Here is a 13,398-nt window from a genome sequence, read left to right as displayed (position 1 = left end):
GCCGCTTCGGCTTCGGGATAGGTACTTCCACCTGCGTATTTCATGCGCGGAAGTTCATAAGGTGGCAGGGGGAAGCCCTCCGGCCGCATCGCATCCGTCGAGTGGCGGCGGGCTCATACTATATGAATTCTGCATCACTTATTGCGGCGGTTCCGCGTGCTCGTCGGCCTCGTCGGAGTGAGCGCGAACAAGCGGAACCCGCGCCGAGCTACTGAGCGGCTGGGGCGGGGCGCGAGTGTCCCGATGAAGTTCGTCGAGCTCGGCGAGGAGTTTCAGTTGAGGCGGCCGGGTCGTTCGTCGAGGATGGCGTGATGTCGGGTGTGAAGTTCGTGCGGCGGGTGGACGGGTTGACCTATGAGTTCGCCCGCGAGGGGGAGATGCATGGATTCCCGTCGTACAAGCGTGTCGACCTCGACATCTGGTGCCGGCGATTGCCCGGCTTCGGCTGGGTAGTGTGCTCGGAGTCGGGTGAGGTGTCCAGCCGCCCGTTCGACGACGCGGGGCGAGGCGACCTGCCGCCCGAGGGCGTGTGGGTGAGCCGGAAGGGCGACCGTTCGTATGTGTACGACCTGATTCGCGACGACGGCGACGCCACACCGACGCTCCCGACGCACGACTGGCATATCGAGGCCCGTGAGTACGCTCGCCACGAATCCCGCCGCGGACGCCGGTTCGCGTATCCGGACCTCGATCCCGAGCGCACCGCCTTGGCCGTGATCGACATGGTGCCGCTCCACGTCTCCGGCAATGCCTACTGCCGCGCGATCGTGCCCAACATCAACCGCCTGGCCGACGCGTTGCGGACAGCGGGCGGAACCGTCGCGTGGGTGGTGCCCGCGACTGGGGAACCGGCCGAGCGAGCGATCGAGTTCTTCGGCCCGAAGATCGCCGAAACCTACAGCGACGCGGAGACTTCCGGACCGCTACTCACTCGACTGTGGCCCGATCTGGCCACCCGCGACGATGACCTGTTCGTCGACAAATCCGGGTTCAGCGCCTTCTTCCCTGGTCGTTGCGTCCTGCCGCAACTACTCGAACAGCGACACATAGATACCGTCCTGATCACGGGAACCGTCACCAACGTGTGCTGCGAGTCCTCGGCGCGCGACGCCGCCACCCTCGACTTCCGAGTGATCATGGTCGCCGACGCCAACGCCGCCCGCCGCGACCGCGACCACAACGCCGCACTCCACACCATCTACAGATCATTCGGCGACGTTCGTCCTGCCTCGGATGTGCTCACCATGCTCGACATCGCGACCCAGATCTGATGGGTTGTCATGGCCCGCCGACATACGCTCGACAGTGTCGCGGCGCCGATGTTTTCGTCCGGCGGACGTCCGGGCAACCGATCTGCCCGGACGTAAGCTGGACCCACTTCGTCCGCAGCCCGACCGTGTCCTCGCATTCAGACCTGGACCGTCGGCCGCTTCGGAAGAAGGAAGACGACAACGCCCGCTACTACAGCGATGACGAACGTCCCGAAGGACGCGACCGCGAAGGCGTGGCCTGCGGCGGCGACCCTGCCGACTTCGGCCGGGTGGAACGAGCTGAAGTAGACCGCTCCGATGACGGCGACGCCCAGCGCTCCGCCACACTGCTGGGCCGTGGACAAGGCCCCTGACGCGACACCGGCCGACTCGGGCCGGACACGGCTCAGCACCGTGTTGAGCGCCTGCGTAATAACCAGTCCGCCACCGACACTCTGCAGAATCAGGGTGGGGATCACGAGCAGCGGAGTGATCCTAGGGCCGGACACCAGCAAGAGACCGGTCGCCAGGTAACCGGTCGCCAGTATGATCGCCCCGACCTCGAGGACGCGTCGTCCATACTTCGGAACCATCCGGCTCGCTACCATGCTGAACACGAAAAACGTTATGGCGGCGGGCGTGTAGACCAGACCCGCGCCGAGCGCCGACATGTCGAGGCCTTGCTGCATCGTTACCGACAAGGCCAGATAATACGAGTAGATCAGCGCATACAGGGCGAGCACGAGAACGATCCCGAGCGAGAACGAGCGCTGTCCGAACAATGTCAGCGGTACCAGCGGATCCCCGCCGCGCCGTTCCAGGCGCCGCTCGATCGCGACGAACAGGCCGAACGCGACCGCGCTGCCCGCGAAACAAGCCCAGACCCACCCCGGCCAACCCGCCTCCTGCCCCTGGATGAGCGGCAGCACCAAGAGGAACAGTGCCGTGCTGAGCACCAGGACTCCGGACATGTCCAGCTTGCGGTCGGCGGCCGAGCCTGTCTCCGGCACGAATCGCACGGCGAGCAGGAGCATGACGACTCCGATCGGCGCGTTCACCCAGAACACCAGGCGCCAGCCGGAGTCGAACAGGTTGGCGCCGATAAGCAGTCCGCCGATGACCTGTCCGCCGATGGTGGCCATGCCCATGACGATGCCGAGCACGCCGTAGACGCTGTGCCGCCTCGCCGCGGGCACCAGCACCGTGACGTACGTGAACACCTGGGGAACCATGAGGGCGGCTCCCAGACCCTGGACGATACGCGCGGCGATCAGGCTGCCCGCGTTCGGTGACAGCGCGCAAGCGACCGACGACAGCGTGAACAGGACCACCCCGAGAAGGAAGATCCGCTTGCGGCCGTACATGTCGGCCAGGCGCGTAGCGGTGATGATGAAGACCGCGTAACTCAGCTGATAGCCCGCCAGCACCCACTGGACATCGCCGTCGGACGCGTGCAGGTCCGCCGCGATCGAGGGGTCGGCGACCACGACGATGAACGAGTCGAGAACCGCCATGAACAGGGCGGTCAGAAGAATCGATACCGTCATCCACGGAATCGCGTCCGCTTCCGCGACTGCTACCGGCCGGCTGGCTGCTTGCTGACTACTTGCCACGATGAGAGACCTCTTCATTTGTCGGTGCCAAAGGATTCGGCCAGCTTCTTGACCACCTCGGCCGCCATGACGGCCTGACCAGAGGTCGAGAAGTGGATACCGTCCGCGCTGAGCAGGTTGTCGCGGTCGTTGATCGGGTGGTCCCACATGTCCACCACGAGGGCGCCGTATTCCGCAGCCAGCCCCCGCACGATCTCGTTGACCGTGGCGATCCGCTCCGGCCAGTCCGGGAAGACCGGGACGACATACGCCCTGCCGAGCGTGAAAGTGGTCAGCAGGGCCCCGGTTCCCTTCGCCAGGTCGTACATCTGCCGCAGCGTTCGCTCTATCTCGCCGAAGTCCGGCCTGCGCCGCGCGATGTCATTGGCCCCGCAGGGCAGGTGGAGCAAATCAGGGGAGAACTCGAGCATGCGGGCCGCCTGCTTCTCGAGCGTCTGGGCGGTTGTCGCCCCGATCTCGGAGACGTTGAGGTAATCCAGATCCGGTCGGACGGACCGCAAGACATCGGCAACCCGGTCCGACCAGCCCTGATCTCGGTAGCCCGGGGTCGGATCGCCGGTTCCCGCCGAAAGACTGTCGCCGACAACGGCATACCTGCCCCACGGGGCCTCAGCCAGCAAGGCCACGGCGTCCGCCTGGTCCAGGCAGAACGGGTCGGTCTCCTCGGTGAGGACGTTGTGCTCCATGCAGGAGAATATACGGTCGACCGTATTCTTTTATCAAGCCGTCTCCGTACCGGCGCGCGGTCACGGTTGGAGGTACAAGCGCTCGTTCGGCAGGCGCGGATAGGTAGAGGTATCGCGCAGATCGACGGTCACATCGTCGGCATAGCGGTGGGTCTGGTGCTCGTGCACGAAAACCAAAGCCGCCGAAAGGCGTACGGTGAAGTCGAACCGCATCCCCCGGCGCGAGATCATCAGGTGGACGTCCGGCTCGTGCGGTCGCGGCGACCGGTTCGTAGCCCGGGTCGGGTGGGCCGAATCGTCGGCCGCGGTGACGAAAAGCTTTGGTGGCCAGAACCATGCTGGTGACGAGTCGGTTTGGGCACACCAATGTGGAGACCCGCTTATGCGGAGTCCCTGGATGCCCCGACGTTTGCGCTCCTTCCCGAGAGGAGCGCAGCGTACGAGAGGCGGTCAGTTCCGTTCAGATACCGCCGACGTGCTGGCCGATGAGCGCGGGTATCAGCAGATCCAGCAAGGTGATCTCGTCAGCGGCTGAGGTGTTCTCGATGATCGGATCGAGCACCGCGGCGGCATACAGCCGCCCGGTGTGGGGCGCTGCGGCGGTGCGGGCGCTGGTGATCAGGACATAGATCACCTTCGCCATCACATGGGCGCGGGCGGCCTCGGTCATCCCGTCACGTACCGCGTCCGCGGTGGTGGTCACCAGCGTGCCGATCACCTCGGTGAGTACATCGAGTTCGGCGGCGGAGCGCTCGGCCTCCTGATCGCCGCTCACCGGGAGAGCCGCGGTGGTCGATCCGGCACGAGAACCCGACTCGCGGCGCTGATGTCGTCAGGCATCTGCCACCCCACCCGCTGACGTCGCCGCGTGTGCTCAGCGGCGCATCCCCGTATCGCTTCGACCACGATCCGGCCGGTGGGCCGGTAGGCGTCGCACGGCGAGTGCACCCATGCCCGGAACAGGCCGGGACGCTGACCGGGACCGGGCAACGCGATGGTTCCACCGCTCACAATGGACACACTGAACCGCGACATCTCCGCGAACAACCGAATGTCCTCGGGCAGGTCGGGATCGGTCAAAAATGTCCAGCGCTGGGACCGAGGATGCGTCAACACCGGCCCACCCCGGTGACCAGCGCGGTGCATCCAAGCTTTGACTTCCGAACCGATGAACGCGGGCATCATCAACCCGCGCATCCGACCTACCCGCAAGATGATCCGCCCTAGATGGGGCGGGTCCACCTCGGCGGGCAAGTCACACACCTGGCGGTAGAAATGGCACACCGCCAACGGTGTGTCCCCGGCTCGATTCGGTACGGGCACAAGCGTCTCCCCTCGCTCGAACGATTGGTGTGCACCCGACGCCGAGGCTGAACCGCCAACTGCGCGTCGGGCAATCGACTGGGCCGGATCAACCCGGCGGCACCCGGTGTCGGGGCTGAATCGAGGGTCACGCATCGAGCCGCGCCCGTGCAGTGGCACTAGGGAGTGGCATTGTGCCCGGGGTCACTACGCGGCGGCGACTCGCTGGCTCGTAATAGTGGCATCGGTAGTGGCAGATGGAGTCTTAGGTGCTGTAAATCCTTCCGCGCGATGTGGAACCAGGAGATGATCGGCCTATGGGTGTGGGCGAGTTGATCCGCGAACTCCGGAAAGCCCGGGGATGGTCGCAGGGCCGGCTGGCGGACGAGTTGGCGGCTCATTCGGGGGCGAATATTTCTCGGGAATACATCTCGAGGCGTTGGGAGAACGGAGACACGGTGCCCAGCCGGTATTGGCTACGCCACCTATCGGCGGTGCTGGACGTGCCTCTGGCTGTTTTCGAGGACGATGGCATGAACAGACGAAAGTTCCTGGCTCAGGTGGCAGCGACCAGCATCGCGCCGATAGTGGCATCCGATCTGCTGGCAGCCGGTTTCTCGGCACGGCTGGATCACGCCGGGCCCAGTATCGAGGCATGGCAGGAAAAGCTCAGCGCTTACGGTACCGATTACATGTCACTCGGTGCGGCGGACATTCAGCGGCGCTTGGCCATCGACCTGGCGATACTGCAACAGCAGTTGGACAGTCCGCAGATGTGGGGAACTGCCGCCCGGCTGATGACGCTGTACGCGAAGACGTTTCCGGGATCGGACGGCACCAAGGCGGTCACCTGGTACCGGATGGCCGCCGAGGCAGCGGACCGCTCCGAGGATGAGCAGACCCGCGTGTGGGTGCGGGGGCGTGCGGCCATCGCCCTCGGCTACGAGGGTGCGGCATTAGGAGTCGCCGATCTTTTCGCCGACCAGGCGCTCGCGCTGTCGGGCAAGCCGAGCTTGGGTCGTCTCAACGCGATCATGGGCAAGGCGCACGCCGCAGTGCTGCGCGGCGATGGCGAGACGGGGCGCGCCCTTGTCGAAGAGGGGCGCCGGGTGTTCGACAAGTCCGGGTCCTACGAGCAGACCTCCGACTACGCCGTTCCGTGGTGGCGCATGAATGTGTTCCTGTCCCTGCTCGCCGCGCGCCTCGGCGATGAGAAATTGGCGGTCGCCGCACAAGAGCAGGCCCGAACGGAGCTTCCGGCCGAGTTGCCGCGCTTCGCAACGCATCTGGAGATGCACCGCGGTCTGATGCTGGTCAGAGCAGGTGATCGAACCGAAGGAATTCGGACCGCACGCAGCGCGATGGAGGCCCTTCCGCCCGAGAAACATTCCCTGACCCTGCGGATGCTGATGGACGAGATCGCCGGGTCGAGCAATGATGCAGTCTGAACCTACGCACAGGGAGCGCTCCGCGTGCTCTCGACGTGTCGTTTTCCGTTCGTAGGTTGCCATTGATGAAGCGGCACTTTCGGGAGAATCCGAAAGTGCCGCCTCAACTGACGAACGTGGTCGTGAGTGCCTACGAGCAGTCGACCTGGTTTGTCCGACCGTACTTATCGCTCAGGATATATCCTGCGCCGTTGCCTCGTTCGCCTTCGATCTTCCACTGCTGGCCGTGGATATCGACTTTCTGGCCGTAGTGATACCCGTGGCCGCATACCGCGTCACGCCAGACGTCGGCCTGGGCTGGTCCGGCGATCACGACGGAGCCGATGCCTACCGCGACGGCGACGATGCCCATTCGAAATACTGATTTCATTACCCCCACCTCGAATGCGTTGTCGGAACTTGATCTTCGACGGCCGCGAGACCCAACATAGCACAGCCGAACGCAATGCCGCATCAGCCTTGGTCGTGGCCTCCGCACGTATTCGCTCTATCGTCCGTGGCCCGCGGTGAGGAGGTGGCCGGGTCCATCATTCGTAGGTGGGGCGATGGGCTGGCGTCACCGCCGTCGTCGAGGTGTCGACGTGCTCGCGCCGTATTGGCCCACCAGCGCGATGCCGACTCCGATCATGAAGACCACGAATCCGTTTGTGGCATCGTTCATGTGCCCCGGTGTGTGCTGAGCAATCGCGATCCCGGCGATGGCCCAGCCGATCACTCCGACAGTTGTGCCGATCCAGATCAGGACTCTGCTCCACAGAGGTGCCCCCGACAGATCCCCTGGGGCCGGGGAATCGTAGGTGGTGTTATGGATGTCGTCTCCAGCGGTCATGCCGTCCCCGCCGGTGACGATCCGGCTGCCGTGGGTCGCGGTGTTGATGATGGTCCGGCCGTTCATCCTGTCCAGTTGGTCTCGGAGTTCGGCGAGTTCGCGGGCGAATTCCGCGTCGGCGGATGCCGCGCGTTCGATCTCGTCGGCGAGTTGGCGGCGTGCTGCCATGCTCGTCGGGTTTCGGTCGAGGTCGTCGAGTGCGCGTCGTCCGAGCCTGCGTGTGACCATGCCGGTCAGCGCGGTCAGTCCTTGATCCAGTGATCGGTCCACGGCCCGTCCGCCCGCCGCCCCCAGCGCCGCGGCCACATATGCGGCAACGACCATTCCGTCGATCATGTCAGTCTCCTCCACAGCCGCCCCGGCAGCATAACCATCTCATCGAACGAGCCACCGGCGTTGTTTCACACATTCCGACTGAAAATTCATCTCACTGATTTCTGGTACGACCCTCGAGGTAGCGGTCTGCATGCCAGGAGTTGGGCATGATCGCGCGGGTGGATATCGAAAACCCATAAAACCGCAGCATGTTTTGATCCGACGGGCGGAAGAGGCCTTGATCCAGCTGTTTTCCAGTAAACCGCCGCACATCCGAAAAGCTCTGAATTCTCCTGCGGATCTCACTCGTCGGGGTGACGACCTGGCTGTACCACCGCAAGGCGACCGAGCGGGCGAACTGCTTCCGACCTACCGGCGGCGTCGAGGTGTCGACGTTCTCGCGCCGAGCTCGGCGAAGGTCATGAGGACACCGCCGATGAGGAAGAACGGCAGCAAGTTGAATTGCCCCGACACCGACGCGCCTCGAGACATGCCGATCAGGCCACCGACGAAGCCGATACCGACGAACACCAAGCCGATCCACAACAGTGCCTTCGTCCAGACCGGAGCTCGGGACAGATCCTCATCCGACGCGATGTCGTATGTGGTGTTGTGAATGCTGCCACCAGCCGTGATGCCTTTGCTGCCGGTGACGATCCGGCTGCCGTGGGTCGCGGTGTTGATCACGGTTCCGCCGTTCAGCCTGCCGAGCGTGGCTTGCAGGGCGGCGAGTTCGCGGGCGAATTCCGTGTCGGCGGCTGCCGCGCGTTCGATCTCGGCGGCGAGTTGGCGGCGTGCTGCCATGCTGTGCGGGTTCTGGTCGAGGTCATCTAGTGCGCGTCGTCCGAGCCCGCGTGTGACCACACCGGTGAGCGCGGTCAATCCTTGATCCACCGATCGGTCCACGGGCCGTCCGCCCGTTGCCCCCAGTGCCACAGCCAGGTGAGTGGCAACGGCCATTCCGTCGATCATGTCAGCTTCCTCCGCAGCCGCCCCGGCAACATAATCGTCTCATCGAACGAACCACCTGTGGTGTTTCAAAATTCCGCGCCCGAAGTCGTTCGTAAGCAAAGCTAATGCGCTTGGGTGCCTTGCGGCCAAAGCGTGGAGAATGCAACAGCGGCGAAGCTGGAGGCGACAAGTGCTCCGCCTGATGTTGTTCCTTCTGCATTCAGCGGGTAGTACCGGGATCGCGTCTCTCAGTCGAGACAGAACTCGTTGCCCTCGATGTCTTGCATCACGATGCACGACTCGTTGTGGTCATCGGCGGAAAGTAGCCGCACGCGTATCGCGCCGAGGGCGATAAGTCGTGCGCACTCGGCTTCGAGTATGGCGAGGCGCTGTTCACCCACGAGGCCGGTGCCGACCCGCACATCGAGATGCACTCGATTCTTGACGACCTTCCCTTCGGGAACGCGCTGGAAGTACAGCCGAGGGCCCACTCCCGAGGGATCGACGCAGGCGAACGACGAACCCTGAAACTGAGGCGGCCGCGAGCGACCGAAATCCTCCCACGTAGCGAACCCCTCTGGTGGCGGCGGTACAACGTAGCCCAACACCTCGCACCAGAAGCGAGCGACGCGCTCGGGTTCTGCGCAGTCGAAGGTGACTTGGACCTGCTTGACCGATGCCGGTCCACCATAAGGGCGTGTGCCGGGCATCGAGATCCCAGACATCGCTTGAAGCGTGAGGAGCGTCACCGTCGACGTTGGATCAGGGCTCCTCGACGCCCAGAGTCATCCCCCATATGTCGTTGGTCGCGGTCATCGCGAATGCGTAAGTGTCGACCTCCAGGCATAGCTGTACGTCGTCAGGATGAACTCCTCGGTATCCCTTGTCCACGCCTTCCATCAGCTGCCTCGCGGCGGTCGAGTGCAGGGCTCGTTTCGTGAACGGACGCGGATCGACGTCGTCGGCCGTGAGCAACGCGGCGATGTATTGCGCGCACGCCGAATCTTCTTCGGCGCTTCCGTTGTCTCCGGTGATCACGAAGACGACGTGCTCGGGTGCCAGCTTCCGCAGGTGTCTCGCGGTCGCTTGCGCGACAACGAAACTCGCGCACAGAACCACGTCGGCGTCGGCGACGCCCAGCGCGCCCGCGGTACCCGCGGTGGTCTTCATCACCAGGGTGCGGCCTCGCAGATCCTGTGTGCTGAGCTGTCGGGGCGAGTTCGACAGATCGAACCCCGGCGCCGGTGCGCCGTCACGCACAGCGAGCCAATCCGGGTGGCGCGCCTTCAGTTCCAATGCCGCGTCGTCGGTGTCGGCGAAGACGATCCGGTCGGCGGAACCCGCAAGGGCGTACGCCGCTGTGGTGAACGCGCGCATCACATCGATGACGACAGCTACTCGGGGCACGGCACTCAACTGCGCCACGCCGGTGAAAGTGAAACGCACGCACACATCGTGCATGAGAAGGATCGGTCACCGACGTGAGCGCGCGTTGGCCAGGAACGACGTAACGCGTCATCGGCTGCCGGTAAACCGGTGGCGACGGGGTGGGCGAGCCTCGTAGCTTGTCCGTTCGTGACCGACGATCGGAAGACGGACCCGAATCGACACGACCTCGGCCGAGTGTTCAACGAGGTGCCGCAGCTCTATGACCGAGTCCGGCCGGGATACCCTGACGAGCTGTTCGCGGATTTCTGCGATATCACCGGCGTGACCGATAGGTCGGCGGTGCTGGAGGTGGGCTGCGGTACCGGTCAGGCGACGCGCTCGCTGGCAGCGCTCGGCTGCTCGGTGACCGCGATCGAGCCGGGCCCGGACATGGCCGCATTCGCTCGGCGGCGGATCGCTGGTTTGCACAACATCGAAGTCGAGACGTCGACGTTCGAGGAGTGGGACGACCGTGGCCGACGCTTCGACGCCCTCGTGGCCGCGTCGTCGTGGCATTGGGTGGACCCGTCGATCGGCTGGCGGCGAGCCCACGACGTGCTCTGTCCCGGAGGCTGGATGGCGCTGCTCGGCAACGTCGTCGTCCGCAGGCCGGGCGAGCCGGAGGTCTACGCCGAGACCGCCGATCTGCACGAGCGGTTCTACCCCGGCAACCCCGGCTGGGGTCATCCGCCACTGGAGGATGACGTGCGCGCCACCGGCGAGGGTTGGGGCATGGTGGAGGATCCGGGAGCATTGTTCGGCCCGACGATCGTGCGTTGGTACCCAACCGTTCAGTGGTTCGACGGGGACGGCTTCGCCGATCTCCTTCGCTCGACGTCGCTGTATCGCAGGCTTGCCCGCGACGTCCGTGAGCCCCTGCTCGATGCCGTCGCCGAGCGCATCCGTACACGGATGGGCGACCGGGCGTCACGCCGTTATCTGAGTGTCCTGCGTGTCGGACAGCGCCTCGAGTGAGGTCGGGGACCGGTCGGGGGCGGTCCGGCCGGGGATGGCGCAGGCCGAGGCCGACCGATTGGATCGCTTGGACGTCAGTGCGATTCGGCGACGTCGAGCAGTATGCGCAGCAGGTCTTCGGGAGCGTCGCGCATCAGGTTGTGTCCGCCGTCGAGCGCGTGCGTCGTCCACCCGGCGTCGTCCCGCAATCGCTGGTAGGTGGCGGTGAACGGTGAGGGTGTTTCCCATCCGGCCGCGTAGACGTAATCCCTGCGCCGGATGTGGCCGAGATCCCCGGTGAGCGTGAGTGGTTGGAGAACCGACGCGAGCGGGTGCGCTGTGGCTCGCGGATCGAAGAAGGGCAGCGGGCGGACCGCGTCGCCGGTGTCGACCACGTCGAGGTACCACCGCTGCTCTTCCTCGGAAACCAGTGTGAAGCAGGAGTCCCCGTGCCCGGGAACCACGGCGTCGAGGTACACCAGTGCGCCCACCCGGGCCGCCGCGCGATCGGCGGCGCCGGTGATCACCATGCCGCCGTAGCTGTGTCCCACCAGGACGGCATCGGTGATGTGCTCGGCCGCAAGCACCGCGGTGACGTCCTGGATGTGAGTGTCCAGATTCACGCCGTGGCGCAGATGAACGCGCTCACCGACCCCGGTGAGGGTCAGCGGAAACACGCGATGGCCGCGCGTGCGCAGCTGCTCGGTGAGCTGCTCGAAGCACCAGCCGCCGTGGCACATGCCGGGGATCAGGACGAAATTCGTCATTGTCGTTCTCCTTCTGGTCGGGGGAGTGAGGGGGTGGGATGGCGGCGCTCGCCGACGCGGCGATGCATGCGATCGCTGTGCAGGCGAGTGCGGCGTTGGTGGACGTGTGATCCGCGAGAGTCCCGGCGATCCACGGCCCTGCGGTTTGCCCGACGGCGAACACCGTCGTGAAGGCCGCCAGCGTCGCGGTCCAATCGACCGGCGCGGTGTTGTTCTTGACCGAGGCTGTGACCGCCGCGGGGACGCTCATGAAGGTCGCCCCGTAGACGACGGTGGAGGCGAGTAGGACCGGCGGTGCGGGAGTGACCAGCGCCAGTGCCGCGCCCGCGCCCAAGACGGCGAGCAGGACGCACAGCGCTCTGCTTCCGGGCCAGCGGCTGATGGGGCGGCTCCACAGAACAGGTGCCGCGATGACGGCGAGTCCCATCGCGGTCCAGGCCGACATCACCTCGAGCGTCGAGGCGTGCCGATCGGCCAGGTAGGCGGACAGGAAAGTGATGTAGGTGATGTATCCACCCGCGAACAGCAGATACGCGAGCGCTGTTGGCCACAGTGGCCGCAAGTGCGCGTGTCCGGCCACTTTCGGAGCCGGTGAGTCGACGCGGGTGGCGGTCCAACTCGCCAGGGCCGCAAGGCCTGCGGCGATACCCAGGCCGACCCACGCCATCCGCCAGTGACCCCCCGCCAGCGGTACGGTTGTGCCGCTGAGCACTATGCCGACCCCGGTGCCCGCGAAGTAGACGGCGATGGGCGTGCCGGATGACGCGTGCGTGGCGATATGCGAGGCGATGACGCCGCCGGTGATGAAGACGACCGCACCCGCCGCCCCGGCCACGGCTCTGGTCGCGAGCAGGAAGAGATGGTCATTGCCGACGGCGGTGGACGTCAACGCCGTTGCGGTCAGCGTCATCCCGGTGCGGAACGCGGCTGCCGCGCCAAGGCGGCGAACCACTGCGGGTGTCGCCACGGCGCCGACGAGATAGCCCAGTCCGTTTGCGGTGCTGAGCATTCCGGCATCGGCCAGGTTCCAGCCGAGATCGCTTCGCATGGCGGGTAACAGCAAGCCGTATGCGAACCGTCCGAAACCCAATGCCGACGCGGTGCCGAGGGCGAGGCGCGCGGCTTGCCATATCGGGGTCATGAACGCGGGCCTTCCAAGGTCGAACCGATCGGTACGACCTTGGATGCTAGCAGATGATCGAACCAGCCGTTACCATCTATGTATGCCCGTGGCCAAAGGCTCGACGATAGACCCGGCGCGCACCCGCGCCGCCATCCTCGAAGCGGCGGAACCGCTGCTGTACGAGCGCGGCCTCGACGGAATCGGTGTAGCCGAACTGTGCGCGCGGCTCGGGGTGTCCAAGGAGACCCTGTATCGCCACTTCGGCACCAAAGACGGGCTCGTGCGAGCGATGCTGGAGTCGCGCAGTGAAAAGGTGGGTGGGTGGCTGGCGAGTGCGGTGGAGTCGGCTGGCGACGACCCCGCCGAGCAGTTGGGCGCGGTCTTCGACGCGCTCGGCGAGTGGTACGCACAACCGGCCTTTCGCGGCTGCGCCATGGTGAACGCGTCGGCCCAGCACTACGACGACGAGGTGCGGACCATCACCGCGCGGCACCTGCAGCGCTATCTCGACCTCTTCACCGGCATCGCCGCCCGCGCCGGAGCAGAGGATCCCGCCGTGCTGGGCCGTCAGCTGCTCATGCTGGTGGAGGGCGCGACCGTCGTCGCGGCGATGCATGATCCGGCCGGTGTAGGCGGGCATGCTCGCGCGGCCGCGGTGGCCCTGCTCACCGCGGCTATCTGACCGAGTCCTGTACTCGGCCGATAGCTGAGGACCGCAAGGCATTCCCGCAG

16 protein-coding genes and 1 pseudogene are annotated in these 13,398 nt (G+C 65.6%); 5 read left to right on the top strand and 12 right to left on the bottom strand.

Translation table 11 applies throughout. The features are described 5' to 3' along the window. Positions 1–311 precede the first annotated feature (311 nt). Positions 312–1,271, top strand: a complete 960-nt coding sequence (locus ABZ824_RS23515; protein ID WP_356965364.1) for an isochorismatase family cysteine hydrolase — start codon at positions 312–314, stop codon at positions 1,269–1,271. 137 nt (positions 1,272–1,408) lie between these two features. On the opposite strand, the gene ABZ824_RS23510 is transcribed toward ABZ824_RS23515, so the two are convergent. The 5 genes from ABZ824_RS23510 to ABZ824_RS23490 all read right to left on the bottom strand — a co-directional run bounded on the left by ABZ824_RS23510 (position 1,409) and on the right by ABZ824_RS23490 (position 4,872). Further along, the gene (locus tag ABZ824_RS23510) at positions 1,409–2,797 is read right to left on the bottom strand and encodes an MFS transporter (RefSeq protein WP_356965363.1); all 1,389 of its coding nucleotides are present in this window, start codon (positions 2,795–2,797) and stop codon (positions 1,409–1,411) included. Between the two features lie 80 nt (positions 2,798–2,877). Further along, positions 2,878–3,549 (bottom strand): SGNH/GDSL hydrolase family protein, encoded by a 672-nt coding sequence (locus tag ABZ824_RS23505; RefSeq protein ID WP_356965362.1) that lies wholly within the window; start codon positions 3,547–3,549, stop codon positions 2,878–2,880. 60 nt (positions 3,550–3,609) lie between these two features. Continuing rightward, positions 3,610–3,762, bottom strand: a complete 153-nt coding sequence (locus tag ABZ824_RS23500; protein ID WP_356965361.1) for a hypothetical protein — start codon at positions 3,760–3,762, stop codon at positions 3,610–3,612. Positions 3,763–4,009: 247 nt separating this feature from the next. Then, on the bottom strand, positions 4,010–4,324 hold the full coding sequence (locus tag ABZ824_RS23495; protein WP_355076414.1) for a hypothetical protein: 315 nt from the start codon (positions 4,322–4,324) through the stop codon (positions 4,010–4,012). Further along, positions 4,321–4,872 (bottom strand): DNA-directed RNA polymerase subunit beta, encoded by a 552-nt coding sequence (locus ABZ824_RS23490; RefSeq protein WP_356965360.1) that lies wholly within the window; start codon positions 4,870–4,872, stop codon positions 4,321–4,323. Before ABZ824_RS23490 ends, ABZ824_RS23495 begins: the two co-directional genes overlap by 4 nt. A 296-nt stretch (positions 4,873–5,168) precedes the next feature. Here ABZ824_RS23490 and ABZ824_RS23485 point away from each other — a divergent pair. Both ABZ824_RS23485 and ABZ824_RS23480 read left to right on the top strand, forming a co-directional pair. After that, positions 5,169–5,357 (top strand): annotated as a pseudogene (locus ABZ824_RS23485) (helix-turn-helix transcriptional regulator); the annotation flags it as partial. Positions 5,358–5,384: 27 nt separating this feature from the next. Continuing rightward, positions 5,385–6,299 (top strand): DNA-binding protein, encoded by a 915-nt coding sequence (locus tag ABZ824_RS23480; RefSeq protein WP_356965588.1) that lies wholly within the window; start codon positions 5,385–5,387, stop codon positions 6,297–6,299. A gap of 130 nt (positions 6,300–6,429) precedes the next feature. On the opposite strand, the gene ABZ824_RS23475 is transcribed toward ABZ824_RS23480, so the two are convergent. From ABZ824_RS23475 to ABZ824_RS23455, 5 genes are all read right to left on the bottom strand, one after another. Continuing rightward, positions 6,430–6,651, bottom strand: a complete 222-nt coding sequence (locus ABZ824_RS23475) for a hypothetical protein (RefSeq protein ID WP_039804574.1) — start codon at positions 6,649–6,651, stop codon at positions 6,430–6,432. Positions 6,652–6,855: 204 nt separating this feature from the next. Beyond that, on the bottom strand, positions 6,856–7,464 hold the full coding sequence (locus ABZ824_RS23470; protein ID WP_356965359.1) for a hypothetical protein: 609 nt from the start codon (positions 7,462–7,464) through the stop codon (positions 6,856–6,858). 348 nt (positions 7,465–7,812) lie between these two features. Next, positions 7,813–8,415, bottom strand: a complete 603-nt coding sequence (locus tag ABZ824_RS23465; RefSeq protein ID WP_355076408.1) for a hypothetical protein — start codon at positions 8,413–8,415, stop codon at positions 7,813–7,815. A 227-nt stretch (positions 8,416–8,642) separates the two neighbouring features. Next, the gene (locus ABZ824_RS23460) at positions 8,643–9,104 is read right to left on the bottom strand and encodes a VOC family protein (RefSeq protein ID WP_356965579.1); all 462 of its coding nucleotides are present in this window, start codon (positions 9,102–9,104) and stop codon (positions 8,643–8,645) included. Positions 9,105–9,156: 52 nt separating this feature from the next. Continuing rightward, positions 9,157–9,840: a 2-phosphosulfolactate phosphatase gene (locus ABZ824_RS23455; protein ID WP_356965358.1), complete on the bottom strand. Its 684-nt coding sequence runs from the start codon at positions 9,838–9,840 to the stop codon at positions 9,157–9,159. 129 nt (positions 9,841–9,969) lie between these two features. On the opposite strand from ABZ824_RS23455, the gene ABZ824_RS23450 reads away from it, so the two are divergent. Continuing rightward, on the top strand, positions 9,970–10,797 hold the full coding sequence (locus ABZ824_RS23450; protein ID WP_356965357.1) for a methyltransferase domain-containing protein: 828 nt from the start codon (positions 9,970–9,972) through the stop codon (positions 10,795–10,797). Positions 10,798–10,871: 74 nt separating this feature from the next. On the opposite strand, the gene ABZ824_RS23445 is transcribed toward ABZ824_RS23450, so the two are convergent. Further along, entirely contained in the window at positions 10,872–11,516 is a 645-nt protein-coding gene (locus ABZ824_RS23445; protein WP_356965578.1) for an alpha/beta hydrolase, read from the bottom strand. Then, entirely contained in the window at positions 11,422–12,684 is a 1,263-nt protein-coding gene (locus ABZ824_RS23440; RefSeq protein WP_356965356.1) for a YbfB/YjiJ family MFS transporter, read from the bottom strand. The genes ABZ824_RS23445 and ABZ824_RS23440 overlap by 95 nt, the downstream gene beginning before the upstream one ends. Positions 12,685–12,766: 82 nt before the next feature. Between ABZ824_RS23440 and ABZ824_RS23435 the strand changes: the two genes are divergently transcribed. After that, entirely contained in the window at positions 12,767–13,348 is a 582-nt protein-coding gene (locus tag ABZ824_RS23435) for a TetR/AcrR family transcriptional regulator (protein WP_356965355.1), read from the top strand. The last annotated feature ends 50 nt before the right edge of the window (positions 13,349–13,398 follow it).

The sequence above is a fragment of the Nocardia sp. NPDC047038 genome (genome assembly GCF_040644075.1).
In the GTDB taxonomy this organism is placed as follows: domain Bacteria; phylum Actinomycetota; class Actinomycetes; order Mycobacteriales; family Mycobacteriaceae; genus Nocardia; species Nocardia sichangensis.
This window is presented reverse-complemented; position numbering and strand designations above follow the sequence as displayed.